Below are 20,109 nucleotides of genomic sequence, written 5' to 3' on the forward strand. Positions count from 1 at the left end.
CAAGTTCAGGGGTGTGTCATCACCCCGTCCCATGTGGTTAGAGTGTACCCACATGGGCGGCGTACCTGTTACCAGTACGCTAGGCTACTAACCCAGAAATGGCTTTAGCTATATTGATTGCTCCATTCAGATCAGCATGGCAGGTATAACCACACTTTTTGCATCTGAACTGGATGCCATTTCGATTCGCTTTTTCACAATGACCACATTTACAGGTTTGACTGGTGTAGTCTGGATTAACTAATTCAAAGCGAATACCTACCATTTCTGCTTTGTACTTAATCATTTTCTGTAGCTGATAGAAAGCCCATGAATGAAGGTTTCTACCAGCTTCTTTTTTAGACTTTGCCCTATTTCGAATATCCGTCAAATCTTCCATTCGAATGATACCAACACCGTTGGTCAATGCGAAATCTACGATTTGACGGCTGATTTTATGGTTCTGATCTTTCATCCAACGAGACTCTTTATCTTTTGATTTTTTGATGGCGGAAAGTTTTTTCAGTTTACCTAGCTTTCTTCGTCTAGCCGCAAAACGTCTACGAACAAAAGCAACTTGGTTTCCTTTGAAGAATAATGATTTTGTTCCAACACTGGCGACAGCTATGTATCTCAGTCCTAGATCAACTCCCATGACTTTAGTTTCTTTCCGTTGTTCTACTTCAAAAGTGATTGGAATGGCGATATACCATTTTCCTTTTTTCCTGTATAGCTCGCTGGCACCCTGTTTGACGGTTCCATTTAGGATTCTCTCTAACCATGCCTGCTGATAAGGACGGGCTACAACGGGTACACCGATCCGCTTTTCCAAAGTTGGAAAGGAAACCGTATAGAAGTCTCCAACCTTTTCCACCTTGAGGTTCTGATTGTTGAAGCAACACCATAGCTGTTTGAATGATTTCGCGTTTTGGTTTTTCTTTTTTGACTTGACTTCCCGAATCGTCTGGTTCACTACAGCAGACGGAAATTTTCCATGAGAAAACTCTTTGAAAATCTTACTGGTTGCCTTGTTCACCTCTGGGTGAACAAGTAGCCAGTTAGCAAATGCTGTGTTTATTTCCGTCATTCGCTGATACATATCCTGTTTGGCTTGAGTTGGCTTATGTAGTTCTAGCCTTAGTGTGATCGTCGGCATTGATTCACCCCCTTTTCTTTTGAGATTCCACATAGTGTTTGATTGTTTCACTTGATACATTCCCTGCTGTACTAACGAAGAAAGAGCGTGTCCAAAGACTTGGCAGATGAGACAGGTGTTTAAATTCCTGTCTTAATCGTCTGGAAGTCACTCCTTTCACTCTTGCCATAATATCTGATGGAGAATCAGAGGGAAGACAATTCAAGAACAAATGACAATGATCAGGCATCACTTCCATAGCAAGAATGATCCAATCATTCTCTTGGCAAATTTCTTCTACTAACTGCCTGAATCGCTCTTCCACTCTGTTCACTAACACTTTTCTTCGATAACGTGGGCAGAAAACAAAATGATAGTTAATTAAAGATACAGTTGTTTTCGTTCTTCGATATTCTTGTTCCATATTATTAATTGTATCAGTTTAATGGTCATACTGCAACAATTAAAGATAAAAAATTGTTGCTCTAAGCAATCCCATGAAGGGATTACCGAGCAACGCCGTCTTTCATCCCACGATTCAAACCGTGGGCTTTCAGACGGCATTTTCTGTAAACCGGATACAAAACGGCACAGCCCGGGGCAGTGTCGTTTTTTTACATAATCTTGTCCGGAGTGCATATATTTGTACAAACCCGAACGGGAGTGGGGTGAGATCATTTGATTCTGGTTCGGATTTGTTCGGTCGGGCTTGTCACAGCCATCCTGATGATGATCTTTGTCTGGCCGGAAGGAGCAAGAGCCGAAGTTACAGAGGATTTGGCTCCCGGGGCAAAAGCCGCCATTTTGTATGATGCTTCTTCAGGCCGTGTTTTATTTGAGAAGAATGCAGAGGAACCCATGTTGATTGCCAGTTTGACCAAAATCATGACGGCGATCATTGCGATTGAAAACGGAAATTTGGATGAAGAGGTGACCATCAGCCCCAATGCGGAAGGGGTGGAAGGATCCTCCATCTACTTGAAAGCCGGCGAAAGAATACCGCTTCGCACTTTATTGTACGGACTGATGTTGCGTTCCGGAAATGACGCGGCAACGGCGATCGCCGAACACATCGGCGGATCGGTGGAAGGATTTGTTTATTTAATGAATGAAAAAGCCGCCTATCTGGGTCTGGAACACACACATTTTGCCAATCCGCACGGTCTGGATCAAGAGGGGCATTATTCATCGGCCAAAGATTTATCCGTATTGACGGCATACGCGCTCAAAAATCAGGTTTTTCAGGAGATTGTCAAAACAGAGGTCAAGACGGTGTCCTGGCCTGGCGAGAAATGGAAAAGGAAATTTTACAATAAGAATAAGATGTTGCGTTTTTATAAATGGGCAGACGGTGTTAAAACGGGATTCACCAAAAAAGCGAGAAGAACGCTGGTTTCTTCTGCGACCAAAGACGGCCACCAGTTAATCACCGTTACTTTGAATGACGGGGATGATTGGCGGGATTCCATGAACATGCTGGAGTACGGCTTTCAACATTATGATTTGGTTTCCTTGGTGAAAAAAGGACAGATTCTGTCCGGTCAGACCTATGAAACGGATGATCACAAAAAATTCCGGGTTGTTGCCGGTGCTTCCTTTGATTATCCGCTGACGGAAGAAGAAAAAAAGCAGGTTACGGTCAAGCCGGTCATCAGTTATCCTCTCCGGCTGGTGACAAGCGACCGCATGCAAGTGGGAAGTGCCCGGATTTACGTAAACCGGCAATTGATCGGATCGGTTCCTTTGGAAGTCAAAATGGAGCCCGAACCATCCATGATGAAAAAGTGGTTTCAATCCTTCGGGCTGATGCTTTGGAAAAAAGGGTGAAGCAAAAATGATCCATTATATTTGGATTTTTATGATTTTAAGCGGGGTGGTGGCTGCGGCTTTGCAGGGGAAATTGGAGTTGGTGACAAAAGCGGCCTTACATGGTGCGGAAGAAGGGGTTTCTGTTTGTTTGGGACTGATCAGTATCATGGTGTTTTGGTTGGGGATGATGCGGATTGCCCGAGATGCCGGCTTGTTGGAAAAGCTGGCGAAGATCTTGCGTCCGGTTGCCCGGTTTTTGTTTCCGTCCGTGCCCCATGACCATCCGGCGATGGGATACATTTTATCGAACATGAGCGCCAACCTGTTTGGATTGGGAAATGCCGCGACCCCCATGGGACTCAAGGCGATGGAAGAGTTGCAAAAATTAAACCCCGACCGGAAGACGGCCACTCCTGCGATGTGCACTTTGCTTGCCCTGAACACTTCGGGACTGACATTGCTTCCGACAACGATTATCGGGATCCGGTTGAAACACGGTTCGGTGAACCCGACGGAGATCATCGGCCCGACATTGCTGGCCACCTTGATTGCCACTTCTGTCGCCATCCTGTTGGATCGTTATTACCGAAAGCGCACGTTTGACGAGAATGGGCGACGGAAGAAGTAATCAAACTGGGAAGAGGGTAAATCGGATGTTTGAAGTGATCAGTTTTGTTTCCAATCTGATGTTGCCGGCCATTGTGGTGTTTGTTCCGCTGTATGCCGTATTTCGCAAGGTGCCCGTTTATGACAGTTTTGTCGAGGGGGCCAAGGAAGGATTCCCGACGGCGATCTCGATTATCCCGCACCTGGTCGGCATGATGGTGGCAGTTTCCATTTTCCGGGATACCGGCGCTTTGCAGTTTTATTTGCAATTTTTGAAACCGGTGCTCAGCTGGGTGAAGATCCCGGAAGAAGTGGTTCCGATCGGGATTTTGCGGCCGATTTCCGGAACCGGTTCCCTGGCCTTTGTGGAAAGCGTTCTTCGCACCTACGGGCCGGACTCCTTTTTGGGGAAGCTGGCATCCACGATTCAGGGAAGCACCGACACCACTTTATATGTGCTGACGGTTTACTTTGGCGCCGTGGGAATCCGCAATTCCCTCTATGCGCTGAAAGTCGGTTTGTGGGCGGATTTGGCGGGATTTTTGGCCGCCTGGATCATTTGTACATTGATTTTTTTGCCCGGTTGAGCAGAGAAAGGCATTTTCTGCGATACCGGGTTTTAACATGTCTGAAAATAACAGGGCCGTCCGGTTTGACTTGTATGAAACTTTGTAAACAGTTAAGATGACTAAGAGGTGAGCTTGGCATGGAGCGTTTGCAAAAAGTGTTGGCACAGGCGGGAGTCGCCTCAAGAAGACGTTCGGAAGAATTGATCCGTTCCGGAAGAGTGAAAGTCAACGGACAACGGGTCACCGAACTGGGTACCAAGGTGAATCCCCGCCAAGACCGGATCGAGGTGGATGACCGTCCGGTCGTGTTGGAGAGAAAAAGAACGTTTTTGTTTTATAAACCGGAGCAAGTGATTACCAGTATGCATGACCCGCAGGGCCGGAAAGTGGTGGCTGACTATTTCCGCGATATCCCGGAGCGTGTTTTCCCGGTCGGGAGGCTGGATTACGATACCGAAGGTTTGCTGATCATGACCAACGATGGCGAACTGACCCATCGTTTGCTTCATCCGCGTTACAAGGTAAATAAAGTATACATAGCCACCGTGGAAGGAAAACCCGGCCCAAAAGCGTTGAAACAGCTGGAAAGGGGCGTGAAACTGGAGGATGGATGGACGGCCCCGGCCAAAGTCCGCTTTCTTTCCCATTCCAGCCAGGACAATACTTCCCGGGTGGAACTGACGATTTATGAAGGGAGAAAGAGACAAGTCCGGCGCATGTTGAAAGCTGTCGGGCACCGTGTGATTCATCTGATCCGGGTCCGGTTTGGATTTTTGACGCTGGAAGGGTTAAGCAAGGGGGAATTCCGGGAGTTGACGGATGAAGAAATTCAGCGGTTAAAAAAAGAGATTTTGTGAACATCTTTCAAATCATCGTCACATGTTCCTAATCGAAAACCAAACTTAAATGTATAATTAGTTAATGAAATCACGGAGTTTTCGTGAATGGATCACAGGGGGGAGTCATGCGTGATAGATAACAGTAAATGTGAGTGCGGACACAATAACCCTGTTGGCACCATATTGTGCGAGTACTGCGGAAAACCGCTGGACAAGTCCATCGAAGAAAAGGAAAATATTGCTGAGGAGATGCGCTATGAAGGGAAGGCAAGACGTTCCCAAACGGCACAACCCTCCCCGTTTGACCGGGTCTGGAATTTCTTCTCCTCAGTGAAAGTTGCCATTATTTTGATTGTCGTTACTTTGATCGCCGCCGGCATCGGCACCATTTTTCCTCAAGAAATCTATGTCCCCTCTTCCGATCCAAAGAGTTACTATGAGGAGCACTATGGAATTTGGGGGAAACTTTATTATGCACTTGGTTTTTCGGATATGTACAACTCCTGGTGGTTTTTCCTGCTTTTGGCGATGATCGGGGTTTCGCTTGTGGTCTGCAGTTTGGACCGGGTGGTTCCTCTTTATAAAGCGCTTAAAAACCAAACTGTGACCAAAAGCCCGGAATTTATCCGCCGGCAACGGATTGCGCATGTGGAGCATGTGTCCGATGAACACCCGGAGCAAAAGATTGATGAGATCGCGCAAGCATTGAGTAAGAAGCATTATCACATCCGGCGCGAAAACGGGGCGCTGCTTGCGGAAAAAGGACGGATCAGCCGATGGGGTCCTTACATCAATCATATCGGGTTGATTATTTTTTTATTCGGGGTTTTGTTGCGGTATGTGCCGGGTTGGTACCTGAACGAAACGTTATGGGTCCGGGAAGGGGAAACCAAAAAAGTCCCGGAGACACCGTATTATGTGAAAAATGAGCGCTTTACCATGGAGTTTTATGATCAACAAAGCAAGGATGAAGGGCCGGTTGTCAAGAAATACCAGACCGATGCCGTGTTGTATGAAAAGGACAAGCAGACAGGAAAGTTAAAGCCGGTCAAAAAACATGGGATCATTGTGAATAAACCGCTTGAATACAACGGCTTGTTGTTATATCAATCCAGCTTTGAGACCGGATTGCTCCAAAAAATTTCTTTTAAAGTCACGGAGAAAAATTCGAAAAAAGAGCTGGGAACCTTCACCGTTGATTTGAATAACCTCCGGAAGGACCAGGTTTATCCGGTCGGAAATTTGGAAGTCCGGGCACTGGAATATTATCCGGACTTTGCCATGGAAAACAATCGCCCGGTGACCAAATCGCAGGAACCGAACCGCCCGGCTTTTGTCTTTGAAGTCCGGGAAAAAGGGGCGAAAACGGGAGAAAAATCTTGGGTCATCTCCGGTCAGGATTTGGGCGATTTGTTGAAAGACAATCACTATAACATTGATCTGGCCAATATCCACACGGTGAATTCCTCCGGGCTCATGGTTCGCGTCGATAAAAGTTTGCCGGTGATTTTTACGGGAGGATTCATTTGCATGATCGGGCTGGTGATGGGATTTTACTGGCACCATCGCCGGGTCTGGGTCCGGGTAGCCGACGGCTCCTTATACGTTGGCGGGCACACCAACAAAAACTGGTACAGTTTTTACCGCGAACTGTCTGCGCTGGATGTATTTAAAGATTATGACTTGAAGCCGGCGAAAAAATAGGGGGAAAAGACGATGGAACAATTGATGGAGAATCTCCTTTTTGGCACCTTCTTTTTATATTTGATTTCTTCTGTCGCGTTTGTGATGGGAATCTCCAAAGACAAAAATGAAAAAAATGAACAAAGAAAACGACGGTGGGGGAATATTGCCGTCGGGCTTGCCATCGTGGGAGCCGTTTTTCAAACATTGTTCATCATCACAAGAATGTTGATTGGCGGCCACTTCCCGACAAGCAACATGTTTGAGTTTACGGCTTTTCTATGTTATGCCATTGTCATCGCGTTTGTAATTGTTTATTTTATCTATAAAAATGTTGTTTTAGGGGCTTTTGTCATGCCTCTGGCTGTGATTTTGCTGGCTTATGCTTCTGTTTTCCCGCGGGATGTCCAGCCGCTGATCCCGGCTTTGCAAAGTTACTGGCTGCCGATTCACGTGTCGACGGCAGCGCTGGGGCAAGGGGCCTTTGGGATCGGTTTTGTCGCCGGATTGATTTATCTCATTAAAACCGTCGGGAATCAGAAATCAGGGAAAAATGCCTTTTGGCTGGAAACCACTCTGTTGATTGTTTTGATGTTTCTTGGATTCAGTATTGTTCAATTTGCCTTTGGCCTCGTTGATTATGAAGCGAAATTTTCGCATACTGTTGATGGGGAGGCAAATGTTCAGGAGTACTCGCTTCCTCCCATCGTGAGTCCAACCGATAGTCAAATTATTCAAATGGATTCCTTCCCGGGCCTGAATGAACCGCTGTTTGAAAGTCCGGGCTGGATGAAGGGAGAAAAAGCGGCAAGCAAATTGAATTCTGTCATTTGGTCTGTAATTACCGGACTGATTTTATACGGGCTTTTGCGGTTGATCTTGAGAAAGCCGCTTCGAACAGTACTTCATCCGCTGTTAAAAGACTTGGACAGCGAATTGGTGGATGAAATTTCTTACCGCGCGATTGCAATCGGTTTCCCGATTTTTACATTGGGCGCGCTGATTTTTGCAATGATTTGGGCTCATCAAGCGTGGGGCCGCTTCTGGGGATGGGACCCGAAAGAAGTGTGGGCACTCATTACCTGGCTCTTTTACAGCGCTTATTTGCATTTGCGGCTGTCCCGCGGTTGGCACGGGTTGAAGTCGGCATGGCTGGCGGTTGGCGGTTTTGTGATTATCATGATTAATTTAATCGCAATTAATCTAGTGATCACCGGTTTGCATTCATATGCGTAAATCAAAGCAGCAGGGGTGAAGTAACTTGGACAAACAGTATCAGATTCTGGTGGTGGATGATGAAGACCGCATTCGTCGGTTGCTTCGCATGTATCTGGAAAGAGAAGGCTATTTGATCGAAGAAGCGGAAGATGGCGAAAAAGCTTTGCAAATGGCGCTGGATAAAAACTATGACTTGATTTTGCTGGATTTGATGTTGCCGGGGATGGACGGATTGGATGTTTGTGCCGAATTGCGAAAGAAAAAAGCAACGCCCGTGATCATGCTGACGGCCCGGGGAGAAGAAGCCAACCGGGTGGAAGGCTTTGAATCCGGAACCGATGATTACGTCGTCAAGCCGTTCAGCCCCCGGGAATTGGTACACCGGGTGAAAGCCGTGTTGCGCCGGGCCTCGGCGACCGCTTTCCTGACCACCAATATAGAAACGCATAATGTGATTGTGTTTCCCGAACTGACGATTGATCATGATGCCCATGAAGTCAAAGCGGGCGGCAAGAAAATCCAATTGACACCGAAAGAATATGAGCTGCTTTATTATCTGGCCAAATCTCCCGATAAGGTTTTCACCCGGGAACAGTTGTTGCGGGATGTATGGCATTATGAATTTTTTGGGGATTTGCGCACGGTTGACACACACGTGAAACGATTGCGTGAAAAACTGAACCGCGCTTCCACCAAAGCAGCGAAGATGATCACCACGGTGTGGGGAGTCGGTTACAAACTAGAGGTGCCGAAAGAGTGATTTGGAGAAGTGTAGTCGGTAAGCTGTGGATCACCATCATTATTCTTGTTTCCCTGGTGCTGGTGCTGTTAAATCTCTTTTTGAACGAACAAGTGGAGAAAACGTATGTTCGTGACCAGAAGAAAAGTTTGGAGCAACTTGCCGGAGAGATCCAGAAAAAGTTCAATCAACCCGGATATGATCATATCCAGTATCTGAATAATGTCCTGCAAGTCTCTGAACTTTTCCATACATATATCGTCACGTTGGATGCCAGCGGATCGGTGAGCAACTACGGGGTTTCTCCCCATGTGCCGAACGTTCCCTGGCAGGAAGTTTTGTCGCAAGATGATTTAAACCGGGTGTTAAAGGGCGAAACGCTTTTTATTCAGGGAAAAGTCCGGGTAAAGTCCGATCCGGGAAATTTTCCGTTCTTTAAAAATGACGTCTTGCTCGTTGCCGTTCCGCATATTGTCAACGACAAAACGGTGGGGGCGATCGTGCTTTACCAAACCCAGGAACAGTTGAGCGAGACGGACATCAAGCGGTGGATTTTTTACTCTTCGCTGATCGGCATCGTGTTGACGACCATTTTTGCCTTTTTCTTGTCAACCCGGATTTCCCTGCCGTTGGTGCAGATGAAAAAAGCGGTGGAAAAGATGGCACGCGGCGAGTTTTCCACCCGGGTTCCGGTCCGCTACCATGAACGGGACGAAATTGCCGAATTGTCGATGACGTTTAACCGGATGGCCTCCCAATTGGAAGACTCGATCCATCAGCTGTCACAAGAAAAAGAACAATTGGCAAGCATTTTAAAAAGTATGTCGGATGGCGTTTTGACCATCAGCAAATATGGAAAAATCATTTTGACCAACCCCATTGCCGACCGTTTTCTCGCGCAGTGGAAAGATGACACCCCCAAAGATGCCTTGCCCAAACCGTTGCAAGATCTTTTCAGGCAAGTGACCGACGACCATAAAGAGTATACCGGGGATATCACGGCCCGTGGACGGACGTGGGTGGTGGTCATGTCCCCGCTTTACACCGACACCGGGGACCAAGTGCGCGGGGTGGTGGCCGTGTTGAGGGATGTCACGGAAGAGAGAAGATTGGACAAACTCAGAAAAGATTTTGTTGCCAATGTTTCTCATGAATTGAGAACCCCGTTGCAAATGTTGCAAGGTTACAGTGAAGCTTTGATGGATGACATTGCCGACACACCGGAAGAGCGCCGGGAACTGGCCAAAGTGATCAATGAAGAGTCTCAAAGGATGAGCCGTCTGGTCCGTGAATTGCTCGACTTGGCCCGCATTGAATCGGGGCATATTCAAATCGTTCCCACGGAAGTTCCGCTGGATGAGTTTATCCAGCGGGTGATCCGCAAATTCCAGGGAATGGCAAAGGAGAGCAATGTCCAGTTGGCTGCCGTGTTCAAAGAAGAAACGCAGCCGGTTGTCTATTGGGATGAAGACAAAATCGAGCAGGTTTTGACCAATCTGATCGACAACGCGATCCGTCACACACCGAGTGGAGGAAACGTCCATGTACACGTCGGTGTCGAAGACGGAAAAGTGCATATCGATGTGGAAGATACCGGTTCGGGAATTCCGGAAGAAGATTTGCCCTTTGTGTTTGAGCGCTTCTACAAAGCGGACAAAGCCCGGACCCGGGGTCAATCCGGTGGAACCGGAATCGGTTTGTCGATTGTCAAACACCTGGTGGATGCGCATGGAGGCAATGTCTCTGTCAAAAGCGAGACCGGAAAGGGAACGGTGTTCATGATTGAATTGCCGCTTCGGATCGAAGAGAATAATGAGTTTTTTATCGGCTGAAGAAAAAGCACGGATCTCACAGGGATCCGTGCTTTTTTACGGGAGAAAGTTACTTTTGGAATGCTCTGGGGACCAAGGGGCGCATCAAAATTTGATTGTAAATCACCCCTTTGGGTGCTGAAACAATGGTCCATACCGCTTCGGCCACTTGTTCGGCTTCCATGGCGTATTCTTTGTAGTTGTTGAAGTTGGTTTTGATCGATCCCGGACAAAGAGCCGATACTTTGACTTGATGAGGTTTTAATTCGAGCGTCAGTGCATCGGTCAGTGCCATCAATCCAAATTTGGAAGCGCAATATCCGGCTCCGGAAGCAAATGCCTCGGTTCCGGCGATGCTGGAAATATTGACAATGTGCCCTTCGGTTTTTTTTAAATGGGGAATGGCGTATTTACAGTGAAGAAAAGCGCCTTTCAAATTGACATTCATCATTTCGTCCCATTCTTCTTCACTTAATTCTTCCACAGGCGAAAAATATCCGAGACCGGCGTTGTTGATCAGGATGTCCAGCCGGCCGTACTTTTCGATGGTATCATCGATGACTTTTTTGACTTGCCGGGAATCTGTGACATCGCAAGCGACGGGATCGATGGTGCCTTGGAACTCCCCGGCCAATTCATTCAGTTTTTCGATGCTGCGGGCGGTGGCGATGACTTTGATGTTTTCTTTCGCCAGACGCCGGGTGATGGCAGCGCCCAATCCTTTGCTTGCGCCTGTCACAATGGCGATTTTTTGTTCCGCTTCCATTACTGATCCTCCAATCCTGACAGATTGATTCTGAATCTCTATTATAAATCAATTTCATGCAAGGATTGAATGTTATCGATTTGCAGAATCAAATCAATCAGGTTTTTGGTAAGCGGTTTGTCAATTCGGAGAATCATGATGGCCTGGCCCCCGATGCCCAGCCGTCCCACTTGCATGGTCGCAATGTTGACATCTTCGCTTCCGAGCAAAGTTCCGACCCGTCCGATGACGCCGGGCAAATCCTGATGCTGAATAAACAGGAGATGTCCTTTGGGGGTGACATCCACCGGATAATCGTCCACCTTGGTAATGCGGGGCCCAAAGCCGTTTAACAGGGTTCCCGCCACGCTGCGGATTTCTTTGGAGGTATGCACTTCCACCCGGATATATTGCGTGAAACCATGGCTGGCCATCGTTTTTTGTTCCACGATTTGAACGCCGCGTTTTTTGGCGAGATGGGGCGCATTGACATCATTTACATTGGATAAGTAATGAGAAAGCACTCCTTTTAAAACCGTGCGGGTCAGTGGGGAAACATCCAATTCGGCTACTTCCCCGCCATAGGTGATGGTGATCTGCGACAGGGCGCCGTTGCTGATCTGGGAGACGAATTTTCCCAGCTTTTCGGCCAATTCTTGATACGGAAGCAGTTTTTGTCTCAGTTCGGCCGGGACGGATGGCAGATTGACGGCATTTTTAAAAGGTTCCCCACGCAGGATGTGAAGCACTTCTTCCGCAACGTCCAGGGCCACATTTTCTTGAGCTTCGACGGTGGAGGCTCCCAGATGCGGAGTTGCGATCACCTGAGGCAGGGAAAGAAGCGGATGGTCCTCAGGCGGTTCCGACTCAAACACATCCAGTGCGGCTCCGGCCACCTTTCCGTCCAAAATGGCCTGATACAGGGCTTCTTCATCGATGATTCCGCCCCGGGCACAGTTTAAAATCCGGACACCGTCTTTCATTTTGGAAAACATGTCATGATTGATCAAGTGTTTGGTTTCTTTGGTCAATGGCGTGTGTACTGTGATGAAATCACCTTTTTGGATCGCTTCTTCCAAACCGGCTTTGGTGACGCCCAATTTTTCGGCCCGGTCTTTGGACAGGTAAGGGTCGTATCCAATCACGTTCATCCGGAAGGCTTTGGCGCGTTTTGCCAGTTCGGATCCGATCCGTCCGAGCCCGATGATGCTGAGGGTTTTTCCGTTCAATTCCGTTCCCACATACTCTTTGCGCAGCCATTTGCCTTGCAGCAGAGAGTGGTATGCTTGCGGAATATTGCGGGCCAATGACAACAACATGGCAAATGTATGTTCAGCGGTGGATATCGTATTGCCGTCCGGAGCGTTGACCACAATGATTCCTTTTTGGGTGGCGGCCTGGACATCGATGTTGTCCACACCGACCCCGGCACGGGCGATTACTTTCAAACGCCGGGCTTTTTCGATAACTTCGGCGGTCACTTTGGTTTGGCTGCGAACCAGAAGAGCATCGGCATCTTCGATGGCTGTCAGCAGTTCTTCTTGGGATAATTTTGATTTTTGGATTACTTCAATATCCGGGGATTGTTGTAATTTTTCAATCCCTTGGTCGCTGATCGGATCGGTGATCAATACTTTAAACATCCATCATCACCTCTTGTGCTGCTTTGGTGGCCATTCCCGGTTCAACGGATTGTCCCATTTGCGAAAGAGTAACTTCAACGGCGGCAAGAACCGTCAGGATATCCCACTCGTCACAGTAACCCATGTGCCCGATTCGGAAGATTTTCCCTTTCAGGTGTTGTTGTCCGCCGGCGACATAAAAGCCGTGGCTTTGCAATTTTTTGCGGAACGCCTCCACATCCCACTTCTCCTGCGACGCATCGATGGAGGTGACGGTCGGGGAAGCGTGGCGGTCATCGGCCATCAAGGTCAGGCCGGAAGCCCGGATGCCGGCACGGGTGATGTTTTTGAGACGTTCATGCCGGGAGCATACATTTTCAAAGCCTTCTTCTTCCAAAAGGGACAAGGATTCTTTCAAACCGTACAAAAGGGAGACGGCTGCGGTGAAAGGAGTGGTGTCCTCCTGTTCCAGTTTCCGGCGATACGCTTCAAGATTCAAGTAAAAACGGGGTTGCCGGTTGCCGGCAATCACTTGCCAGGCACGTTCGCTCACGGCAAGAAAAGCAAGTCCCGGCGGCAGCATCAGTGCTTTTTGGGAACCGGTCACCATAATGTCGACGCCCCAATCATCCATTTGGCAGGGAACTGCCCCGACACAGCTGACGCCGTCGACGATCACCAAAGCATCGGAATGTTGCCGGACGGTTCGGGCCAGTTCCGCAACGGGATTCAAAACGCCGGTGGATGTTTCGCAATAAGTCAGAAAGACGCTTTTGGCACCGGGATGTTTCTTTAAAAAGTCAGCCAGTTGCTCCGGTTCGCATGCTTTACCCCAGGGAATGTCCAAGCGATGCAAACCGATCCCGTATGTTTCGACGATTTTGGCAAAGCGGTCGCCAAATGCACCGGTGACCACGACAACAGCTTCATCCCCGGGGGATAAAGTGTTGACGACAGCCGCTTCCAATGCCGAAGTTCCGCTGCCTGCCACAATGAGCGGTTGCTGTCTGGTTCCGAAGATGGGTTTCAACCGCTCGGAACATTCCTGAATCAGTTGGGAAGCCAAACGGCTCCGGTGCCCGATCACCGGTTGTGTCATGGCCCGCTGGACTTGAGGCGGAACGGGGGTCGGACCGGGAATGCGCAGATGATATTTGTCTTTTAAAGGCATGAAGATCTCCTCCTATCCAAGGTGAAAGTCAATAAAAAAACCTTACATCCCCACACCTGTGGCAACAGGTGAGGGACGTAAGGTCCGTGGTGCCACCCTCATTCGCAATTGGTTCGCACCAATTGCCTCATCAAGTCCGAAAAGGACTCATGATGTAACGGATCATCCGGATCTGCCTACTCTGTCTTTCAGCAGACCGCTCGGGAGTGCTCCGCATCGGGCAAACTGCCGATTCGCAGCAAACATCGGCTCTCTGAGAGTTTGCCGGCTGATGCTTGGCTCCTTCATCGCTTTAATCATCTGAATTTTGATAAATAATGTAACATGGCGGGGAAGTACTGTCAACCCATAAAGAAGAAAAATGTTGAGGCATAGAAAAAAAGGTTTGTGTTAACATTGAATTATTCAGTTTTGCTGATGGCGATCCGGAGGAAAGGAGGAAAAGCGGTGGGGATCAGCGGAACGAATTACATTTTGTCCGGATTGAATGAGAGACAACAAGAGGCTGTAACGGCACCCTGCCAGCCGACCGTGGTGTTCGCCGGGCCGGGAAGCGGAAAAACGACGGTGCTGACAAGAAGAATCTTATATTTGATGGATCAGGGGACAGCACCCGGACAGATCATGGTGGTGACGTTCACCCGGGCAGCGTCACGAGAGATGAAAAGCCGTTTACAGGAAGTGAACCCCGTGGATACGGACAAACTGTGGATCGGAACGTTTCATTCTTTGTTTCTTTTGATGTTGCAAGAAAGCGGCATGAGAATCCCTCCTTTGTTGAAAGACGGCAGGCAAAAAGAAGCCATCCGCAACATCTTGTCCCAACTGAACCAGCCCACCGATGATGACACGATCGGCACGTATCTTCAGCAAATCGGATTATGTAAAGCGCATGCCATTCTCCCGGCCAGAATGAAAGTCCAAAAGCAAAAAAACATCTTGTTTCGGGAAATTTATTCTTTATACGAAGCATGGAAACGGGAGCAGGATTATTGGGATTATGATGATATCTTGCTGGCGATGTACCATCAGGTGAAAAAACCGGAGTTTCTTGCGCGGTGGCAAGAACGGTTGATACATATTTTGGTGGATGAGTTTCAGGACATCAACCGGATTCAATACGACATTCTGGTCCGGTTGGCTTCCAGGCACCGCCTGCTGTATGCCGTCGGGGATGATGATCAATCGATTTACGGATTCCGGGGCAGCGATCCGGAAATCATGCTGCAATTAAAAAAAGATTTTCCCGATCTGAAGCGATACATCCTGACCACCAACTACCGGTCCGCCGATCCGATCATTCAAGCCAGTGAACGGTTGATCCAAAAAAACCGCTTCAGGCAGGCCAAAGTCCGGCATGGACTGGGAAAGGAAGGTGCGGATGTGGAATGGATGGAGCCGGAAGACGAGAATGAAGAGGCCGAACGGATTTTATTCCGGATCCAGGACGGCGCCGACACGGCGGTATTGTTCCGAACCGCCACCCAGGCGCGCGCTTTGGTCGATGCGTTGGTACGAAAGGGCATCTCTTTTTATATGTCAGGAGAGTTTTCTTTTTACCGCCGGTGGCAGATCCAGGATCTGTTTTCTTATTTTCGTCTGGCCAAAGACCCGGATGATCTGGACGCCTTGATCCGCATCATCAACAAACCCAAACGTTACTTGTTTCAAGAAGAATGGATCGATGCATGCTGGTCCCTGTCCAAAAAAAGCGGGCGGTCGCTGGTGGATACATTGCCGTCACTGCCGGGATTGGAACCGTATCAAGTCCGCCATTTGGACAAGCTGGGAAAAGATCTGCGGGAAATCCAGTCATGCTCACCGGTTGAAGCGATCCGGCATTTGCGGTTTCAAACGGGATATGACCGGTATTTAGAAGCATTTGCGAAGGAAACGGGGGCGGAGCTCGAGCAGTTGACCGAACCGTTGGATGAACTGATGGTCGCCGCGGAGAATTTTTCCGATCTTCCGGAGATGCTCGCGCATGCGGAAAAAGTGGAAGAAGCGTTAAAACAGACCAATCCCGACACGGCCAAAATCAAGCTGATGACGCTTCACCGTTCCAAAGGTCTGGAGTTTGACCGGGTTTTCATTATCGGATTACAGGCGCAAATTCTTCCGCATCACCGGAGTCTTCAGGTGGCGGAGGAACGAAAAAGTGCCGCCTGGGAAGAAGAACGGCGCTTGTTGTATGTGGGAATGACCCGTGCGCGAAAAGAACTGATTTTGTCCTCGGCCAAAACCAGGCAGGGAAAAAAAGCTGCTCCTTCGCCGTTTTTAAAAGACATCGGAATCACCGGGGAAACCCGGCGGGCACAAGGGGGAACGGATAAGAAACCGGAAGCCGCTTCCCCTGTAAAGCCGTCCGATCTGAAAAAGCAACCGCAAATGCGATTTATCCATGAAGAATTAACCATCGGCATGATGATTCACCATACCCGGTTCGGAACCGGGATCATTGAAGATGTCGTTCCCATTGAAGGGGTGGCTCCCGGCAGAAAAATTCTGGTGCGGTTTCAAGGCCAGCGTCAATCCTTGCACTATGAATTATCCCGGCAGTTGGGATTGATCCTGCAGGCATGAAAAAGGTCAGGGACACGGGTTCCCTGACCTTTTGTCAATTTCCCAGAAAATAAGGAATGGTAAACGCAAGACCGACGACAAGAAGGATGAAAATCCAGGAAAGCGGGTGAGCCCAATTATTGGTCCAGCCGATCCCGAAGCGTTTTTCCACAAAAATCGCCGGATCATTTTTATTAAAGTAAAACTGTCCAAGCTTCCAGTATTGGTCCTCATCCCGGTTGATCATATCCCCGTTTTTGCCGGAAACCGTTTTGACCCGGCTGCCGCCTTGTCCCGTTGTAAAGGATAGGATAAGTGCGGCGATCAAAATTCCGATGGTAATGACGAGTGAAACGGCAGTCACCAGTCCCGCGGAAACCGGGTGGATCCATGAAAAGGATGACAGAGACAACATCGAAACCAAAACGGTTCCGGAAAGGATGGTGAAAAGGGACCATCTGCGCCGGAAAATGACATTTTGCCGGATGGATTTTTCCGGATTTTCCGCGCCGATTTGTTGTTTGGCTTTGCCGATGATGATGTTGATCCATAAAAACAGAAGGGTTAAATAGACCTGCATCACCGGTGGAAAGAGAACCGTCCGGTAAGATTTTTCCGCATAGCGGGTTACCTTTCCGTTCAAGTCATATTGCATGGGGATCTTTTCCGGGATCTGTTCATAAACATGGATGAAATAGATCAAAGTGGCAAGCGCAAGCGAAAAGGGAATCAAAAACCATAAATGGGAGTAAGTCAGTTTTTGCTGGCGAAAGCCGGTATCCACAACCACCATCTGCTTTTTCTCTTTTCCCCAATCCGCTTGTTTTTTCAATGCTTTCATTTTTCGGTGAAAGATTAAGTAAGCCAAAAAGTTGACAGCCAAATAAGCAACAAGAAGAAAAACAAACCAAAGACCAAGCGATTCCTCGTCGTCACATATCATGGATCCCGGAACAAACATGGCAAGGACGGCCAATCCGATACCGGCCATGATCCAGGCATATTGCTTGCGCATCTTTTTAAGTTCCGGAAGATGATAAACTTTTTCCGGGATGGAGACGCCAAAACTTTCCGTCCGACGGGTCCAATAGGGAATGAAACAAAGGGAAATCAATACGGGAATCATGATGAGGCACATCAGTAACACACTTGTACTCACGGGTTGTCACCTTCCCTGTCGGTGAATTTTTTAAACAAGCGGCTGCAAAGCTGTTGAAATTCCTTTTCCCCGATTCCGCGGCAAACGGATTCGGCGATCAGGGGAGAAAGGGATTGTTCCAGTTTTATCCGGTATGCTTCATCCGCTTCCGGAACCCCTTCCGGATGAACGACCACGCCCTTTTGTCTGTGAATCAAAATGAAGCCTTCCTGTTTTAACTGTTGGTAAGCTTTATTGACCGTGTGCAGGTTGATTCCGATGTCAGCGGCCATGGCTCTTACCGAAGGAAGGCGGTCGCCCGGTTTTAATTCTTTTTTGGCGATCCCGGCGATGATTTGATGCTTTAACTGCAAATAAATCGGTTCATCGGATTCGAAGTCCAAAAAAATTTGCATCCTTCCACCACCTTCCTTTCATTCTATATGTTATATATATAATATAACAAACAAATAAAAACAGGCAACAGAAGGCACAAAAAAAGCACCTGAAAGGATCAGGTGCTTGTTCAAGGAGACATTATTTATTTTCTTGATACCGCTTTTGACATTCTTCATAAAGTTGAGCCGCAAAGTCAGCATCTTTCCAGCCTTCGATCTTGGTTTCTTTATTTTCGAGGTCTTTGTACACCTGGAAGAAGTGTTCGATCTCTTTCAACACATGGGGAGCCACGTCTTCCAGGGAGTTGACTTTGTCAAAGCGGGGATCATCAACCGGAACCGCCAATAATTTTTCATCCGGGCCTTTGTCATCCGACATCAGCAACACGCCGATCACCCGGCTGGAAATCACGCAACCCGGGAAGGTCGGGAACGAAGTCAGGACCAAAATATCCAACGGATCCCCGTCTTCCGCCAGGGTGTTTTCAAGATAACCGTATTCGGTCGGATAATGCATGGGAGAGTAAAGAACCCGGTCCAGTCGGAATACGCCAAGTTCTTTATCATATTCGTATTTGTTTTGGCTTCCGGTCGGAATTTCAATGAATGCATCAACTACGAGTGGATTGGACATCTTTGTTCCTCCTTTGGTATGTATAACCTAACCATCATTGTAGACGTTTTTTTACAGATTCGCAATAAAGAAGGTGCTCCGGGTATGCTACAATCATAAAAAAGGGGAGAAAATATGATAAATGAAATTTCCGCAAAAGAGTTTGCGAAAAAAATTCAAAGCCAAAAGCCAGAGAAGGGTGAAATGGTGATCGTTGATGTGCGCGAACCCGAAGAATGGCATGATTACCATTTGGAAGGCTCGAAGTTAATGCCATTGGGATCGTTGCACCGGCAAATTCATGCACTCAATAAGCAGCAAAAAATTTATGTGATATGCGCCCATGGCGTCCGCAGCTTCTATGCCGCGCAATATCTGCTTCAACAAGGGTTTTCCGATGTGGTGAATGTCGAAGGGGGCATTCAACGCGTTCGGCTGTATTTGGAGGAATTTGAAAAATGAAAAAGCTACCCGGAAAAAAACCGGGTAGCTTGTGCGCATTATTCCTCGACTTTAATGGAATCCGTGGGGCATCCTTCTTGAGCGTCTCGGACATCTTCCCAAAGTTCTTCAGGAACATCTGCGGTTCCGGTGTTGTCGTCAAGAATCACATATGCAATGCCGTCTTCGTCATAGTCATACACGTCGGGAGCCGTTGCTCCGCAAGCACCACAAGCAATGCAAGTATCTTTATCTACCCAAGTGCGCATAAGTACAAATCTCCTCCCGTGAATAAATACCAATGAGCTAAGTCCACTACCAACCCTCATTTTAGAACGAATTGGTTGGAATTGCAAGAAGCGGATTGAGAGGGATGACCATGAAGGAACACGGTTCCAACGATTCATCATCCACGGCGAAGCAAGTGCTGTCCGCCTTTTATATTACCCAGTTTTTGTTATTTGCAATCAGTGCCGTCGCTTTATGGTGGCAAGGGAAATCACCGGAGCATTTATTCTCCTTTCATGATATACATATGTGGGTGTGGGGAATCGGTGCGGGAGGATTAATTCTGGCCGTCGATGCCGTGCTCATGGCCTGCGTTCCCGAAAGCTGGATGGACGACGGGGGATTGAATCAACTGCTGTTTGAGAATCGCTCCCGGGTGCATGTTCTTGTGATTGCGTTGATCGCGGCGGTCTCGGAAGAGATGTTTTTCCGGGGCGTTCTTCAGGAATGGCTGGGGATCTGGATGACCAGTGTCGTGTTTGTTCTCCTGCATACACGGTATTTAAAAAAATGGTTGTTGATGGCCGTTGTTTTTGCCATCAGTGCAGGGCTCGGTTGGTTGACGGAATGGTTCGGCAACATTACTCCCGCCGTGATTGCGCACGGACTGGTCGATTTTGTTTCCGGATTGTTCATCCGTCACAAGGCAAAAAGCGGGAGGAAGCTCAAAACTTGACAGCCACTTCAAGATGTTTTAATTATTTTATATGCTGATCTAGGCAAGAGAGTTGTTGATTGTGTAT

The 20,109-nt window shown here is 48.1% G+C and carries 20 protein-coding genes and 1 other annotated feature; of the genes, 11 read left to right on the top strand and 9 right to left on the bottom strand.

Going from position 1 to position 20,109, the window contains the following annotated elements:
* Positions 1–79: 79 nt before the first annotated feature.
* Both I8U21_RS07625 and tnpA read right to left on the bottom strand, forming a co-directional pair.
* Positions 80–1,135: an RNA-guided endonuclease TnpB family protein gene (locus I8U21_RS07625; RefSeq protein ID WP_198053647.1), complete on the bottom strand. Its 1,056-nt coding sequence runs from the start codon at positions 1,133–1,135 to the stop codon at positions 80–82.
* Between the two features lie 4 nt (positions 1,136–1,139).
* On the bottom strand, positions 1,140–1,538 hold the full coding sequence (tnpA, locus tag I8U21_RS07630; RefSeq protein WP_181732030.1) for an IS200/IS605 family transposase: 399 nt from the start codon (positions 1,536–1,538) through the stop codon (positions 1,140–1,142).
* 254 nt (positions 1,539–1,792) lie between these two features.
* Between tnpA and I8U21_RS07635 the strand changes: the two genes are divergently transcribed.
* From I8U21_RS07635 to I8U21_RS07670, 8 genes are all read left to right on the top strand, one after another.
* Positions 1,793–2,941, top strand: a complete 1,149-nt coding sequence (locus I8U21_RS07635) for a D-alanyl-D-alanine carboxypeptidase family protein (RefSeq protein ID WP_232333962.1) — start codon at positions 1,793–1,795, stop codon at positions 2,939–2,941.
* 7 nt (positions 2,942–2,948) lie between these two features.
* A complete protein-coding gene (locus I8U21_RS07640; protein ID WP_181732031.1) occupies positions 2,949–3,551 on the top strand; it encodes a nucleoside recognition domain-containing protein in 603 nt (200 codons plus the stop codon).
* A 25-nt stretch (positions 3,552–3,576) separates the two neighbouring features.
* Positions 3,577–4,116, top strand: coding sequence for a spore maturation protein (locus I8U21_RS07645; RefSeq protein WP_181732032.1), 540 nt, complete (start codon positions 3,577–3,579; stop codon positions 4,114–4,116).
* A gap of 119 nt (positions 4,117–4,235) precedes the next feature.
* Complete coding sequence (locus I8U21_RS07650; protein WP_181732033.1) at positions 4,236–4,955, top strand: pseudouridine synthase; 720 nt, start codon at positions 4,236–4,238, stop codon at positions 4,953–4,955.
* A gap of 111 nt (positions 4,956–5,066) precedes the next feature.
* Entirely contained in the window at positions 5,067–6,641 is a 1,575-nt protein-coding gene (locus I8U21_RS07655; RefSeq protein ID WP_309544779.1) for a cytochrome c biogenesis ResB family protein, read from the top strand.
* 12 nt (positions 6,642–6,653) lie between these two features.
* Positions 6,654–7,856 (top strand): cytochrome c biogenesis protein CcsA, encoded by a 1,203-nt coding sequence (ccsA, locus tag I8U21_RS07660; protein ID WP_181732034.1) that lies wholly within the window; start codon positions 6,654–6,656, stop codon positions 7,854–7,856.
* 25 nt (positions 7,857–7,881) lie between these two features.
* On the top strand, positions 7,882–8,598 hold the full coding sequence (locus I8U21_RS07665) for a response regulator transcription factor (RefSeq protein WP_037997548.1): 717 nt from the start codon (positions 7,882–7,884) through the stop codon (positions 8,596–8,598).
* Positions 8,595–10,409: an ATP-binding protein gene (locus I8U21_RS07670; RefSeq protein ID WP_370527045.1), complete on the top strand. Its 1,815-nt coding sequence runs from the start codon at positions 8,595–8,597 to the stop codon at positions 10,407–10,409. The genes I8U21_RS07665 and I8U21_RS07670 overlap by 4 nt, the downstream gene beginning before the upstream one ends.
* Positions 10,410–10,458: 49 nt before the next feature.
* Here the strand turns inward: I8U21_RS07670 and I8U21_RS07675 are convergent, their stop codons facing one another.
* The 3 genes from I8U21_RS07675 to I8U21_RS07685 are packed head-to-tail and all read right to left on the bottom strand — an operon-like array spanning position 10,459 to position 13,926.
* On the bottom strand, positions 10,459–11,154 hold the full coding sequence (locus tag I8U21_RS07675; RefSeq protein WP_181732035.1) for an SDR family oxidoreductase: 696 nt from the start codon (positions 11,152–11,154) through the stop codon (positions 10,459–10,461).
* Between the two features lie 41 nt (positions 11,155–11,195).
* Complete coding sequence (gene serA, locus I8U21_RS07680; RefSeq protein WP_181732036.1) at positions 11,196–12,776, bottom strand: phosphoglycerate dehydrogenase; 1,581 nt, start codon at positions 12,774–12,776, stop codon at positions 11,196–11,198.
* Entirely contained in the window at positions 12,769–13,926 is a 1,158-nt protein-coding gene (locus I8U21_RS07685) for a pyridoxal-phosphate-dependent aminotransferase family protein (protein ID WP_181732037.1), read from the bottom strand. The genes serA and I8U21_RS07685 overlap by 8 nt, the downstream gene beginning before the upstream one ends.
* A 68-nt stretch (positions 13,927–13,994) precedes the next feature.
* Positions 13,995–14,223, bottom strand: a binding site (T-box leader).
* Between the two features lie 150 nt (positions 14,224–14,373).
* On the opposite strand from I8U21_RS07685, the gene I8U21_RS07690 reads away from it, so the two are divergent.
* Positions 14,374–16,509 carry an ATP-dependent helicase gene (locus I8U21_RS07690; RefSeq protein WP_181732038.1) on the top strand — a complete coding sequence of 712 codons (2,136 nt, stop codon included), beginning with the start codon at positions 14,374–14,376 and terminating at the stop codon, positions 16,507–16,509.
* A 34-nt stretch (positions 16,510–16,543) separates the two neighbouring features.
* Here I8U21_RS07690 and I8U21_RS07695 read toward each other — a convergent pair whose 3' ends face one another.
* From I8U21_RS07695 to I8U21_RS07705, 3 genes are all read right to left on the bottom strand, one after another.
* On the bottom strand, positions 16,544–17,647 hold the full coding sequence (locus I8U21_RS07695) for a DUF1648 domain-containing protein (protein ID WP_181732039.1): 1,104 nt from the start codon (positions 17,645–17,647) through the stop codon (positions 16,544–16,546).
* Positions 17,644–18,042: a GntR family transcriptional regulator gene (locus I8U21_RS07700; RefSeq protein WP_198053648.1), complete on the bottom strand. Its 399-nt coding sequence runs from the start codon at positions 18,040–18,042 to the stop codon at positions 17,644–17,646. The genes I8U21_RS07695 and I8U21_RS07700 overlap by 4 nt, the downstream gene beginning before the upstream one ends.
* Before the next feature lie 121 nt (positions 18,043–18,163).
* Positions 18,164–18,658, bottom strand: coding sequence for an inorganic diphosphatase (locus I8U21_RS07705; RefSeq protein WP_037997666.1), 495 nt, complete (start codon positions 18,656–18,658; stop codon positions 18,164–18,166).
* Positions 18,659–18,772: 114 nt separating this feature from the next.
* Here I8U21_RS07705 and I8U21_RS07710 point away from each other — a divergent pair, with 114 nt between their 5' ends.
* The gene (locus I8U21_RS07710; RefSeq protein ID WP_181732041.1) at positions 18,773–19,099 is read left to right on the top strand and encodes a rhodanese-like domain-containing protein; all 327 of its coding nucleotides are present in this window, start codon (positions 18,773–18,775) and stop codon (positions 19,097–19,099) included.
* A 38-nt stretch (positions 19,100–19,137) separates the two neighbouring features.
* Here the strand turns inward: I8U21_RS07710 and I8U21_RS07715 are convergent, their stop codons facing one another.
* Positions 19,138–19,347 carry a ferredoxin gene (locus I8U21_RS07715; protein ID WP_037997672.1) on the bottom strand — a complete coding sequence of 70 codons (210 nt, stop codon included), beginning with the start codon at positions 19,345–19,347 and terminating at the stop codon, positions 19,138–19,140.
* Positions 19,348–19,457: 110 nt separating this feature from the next.
* Between I8U21_RS07715 and I8U21_RS07720 the strand changes: the two genes are divergently transcribed.
* Positions 19,458–20,042, top strand: coding sequence for a CPBP family intramembrane glutamic endopeptidase (locus tag I8U21_RS07720; protein ID WP_181732042.1), 585 nt, complete (start codon positions 19,458–19,460; stop codon positions 20,040–20,042).
* The last annotated feature ends 67 nt before the right edge of the window (positions 20,043–20,109 follow it).

This window comes from Thermoactinomyces sp. CICC 23799, assembly GCF_016055145.1.
GTDB lineage: Bacteria > Bacillota > Bacilli > Thermoactinomycetales > Thermoactinomycetaceae > Thermoactinomyces > Thermoactinomyces intermedius.

What these genes read in the sequence shown, in the direction of transcription:
- I8U21_RS07625 (WP_198053647.1), bottom strand. Translation starts at nt 1,135, where the DNA reads ATGCCGACGATCACACTAAGGCTAGAACTACATAAGCCAACTCAAGCC.
- serA (WP_181732036.1), bottom strand. Translation starts at nt 12,776, where the DNA reads ATGTTTAAAGTATTGATCACCGATCCGATCAGCGACCAAGGGATTGAA.
- I8U21_RS07720 (WP_181732042.1), top strand. Translation starts at nt 19,458, where the DNA reads ATGAAGGAACACGGTTCCAACGATTCATCATCCACGGCGAAGCAAGTG.
- I8U21_RS07700 (WP_198053648.1), bottom strand. Translation starts at nt 18,042, where the DNA reads ATGCAAATTTTTTTGGACTTCGAATCCGATGAACCGATTTATTTGCAG.
- I8U21_RS07715 (WP_037997672.1), bottom strand. Translation starts at nt 19,347, where the DNA reads ATGCGCACTTGGGTAGATAAAGATACTTGCATTGCTTGTGGTGCTTGC.
- I8U21_RS07675 (WP_181732035.1), bottom strand. Translation starts at nt 11,154, where the DNA reads ATGGAAGCGGAACAAAAAATCGCCATTGTGACAGGCGCAAGCAAAGGA.
- I8U21_RS07645 (WP_181732032.1), top strand. Translation starts at nt 3,577, where the DNA reads ATGTTTGAAGTGATCAGTTTTGTTTCCAATCTGATGTTGCCGGCCATT.
- ccsA (WP_181732034.1), top strand. Translation starts at nt 6,654, where the DNA reads ATGGAACAATTGATGGAGAATCTCCTTTTTGGCACCTTCTTTTTATAT.
- I8U21_RS07685 (WP_181732037.1), bottom strand. Translation starts at nt 13,926, where the DNA reads ATGCCTTTAAAAGACAAATATCATCTGCGCATTCCCGGTCCGACCCCC.
- I8U21_RS07710 (WP_181732041.1), top strand. Translation starts at nt 18,773, where the DNA reads ATGATAAATGAAATTTCCGCAAAAGAGTTTGCGAAAAAAATTCAAAGC.
- I8U21_RS07650 (WP_181732033.1), top strand. Translation starts at nt 4,236, where the DNA reads ATGGAGCGTTTGCAAAAAGTGTTGGCACAGGCGGGAGTCGCCTCAAGA.
- I8U21_RS07640 (WP_181732031.1), top strand. Translation starts at nt 2,949, where the DNA reads ATGATCCATTATATTTGGATTTTTATGATTTTAAGCGGGGTGGTGGCT.
- tnpA (WP_181732030.1), bottom strand. Translation starts at nt 1,538, where the DNA reads ATGGAACAAGAATATCGAAGAACGAAAACAACTGTATCTTTAATTAAC.
- I8U21_RS07705 (WP_037997666.1), bottom strand. Translation starts at nt 18,658, where the DNA reads ATGTCCAATCCACTCGTAGTTGATGCATTCATTGAAATTCCGACCGGA.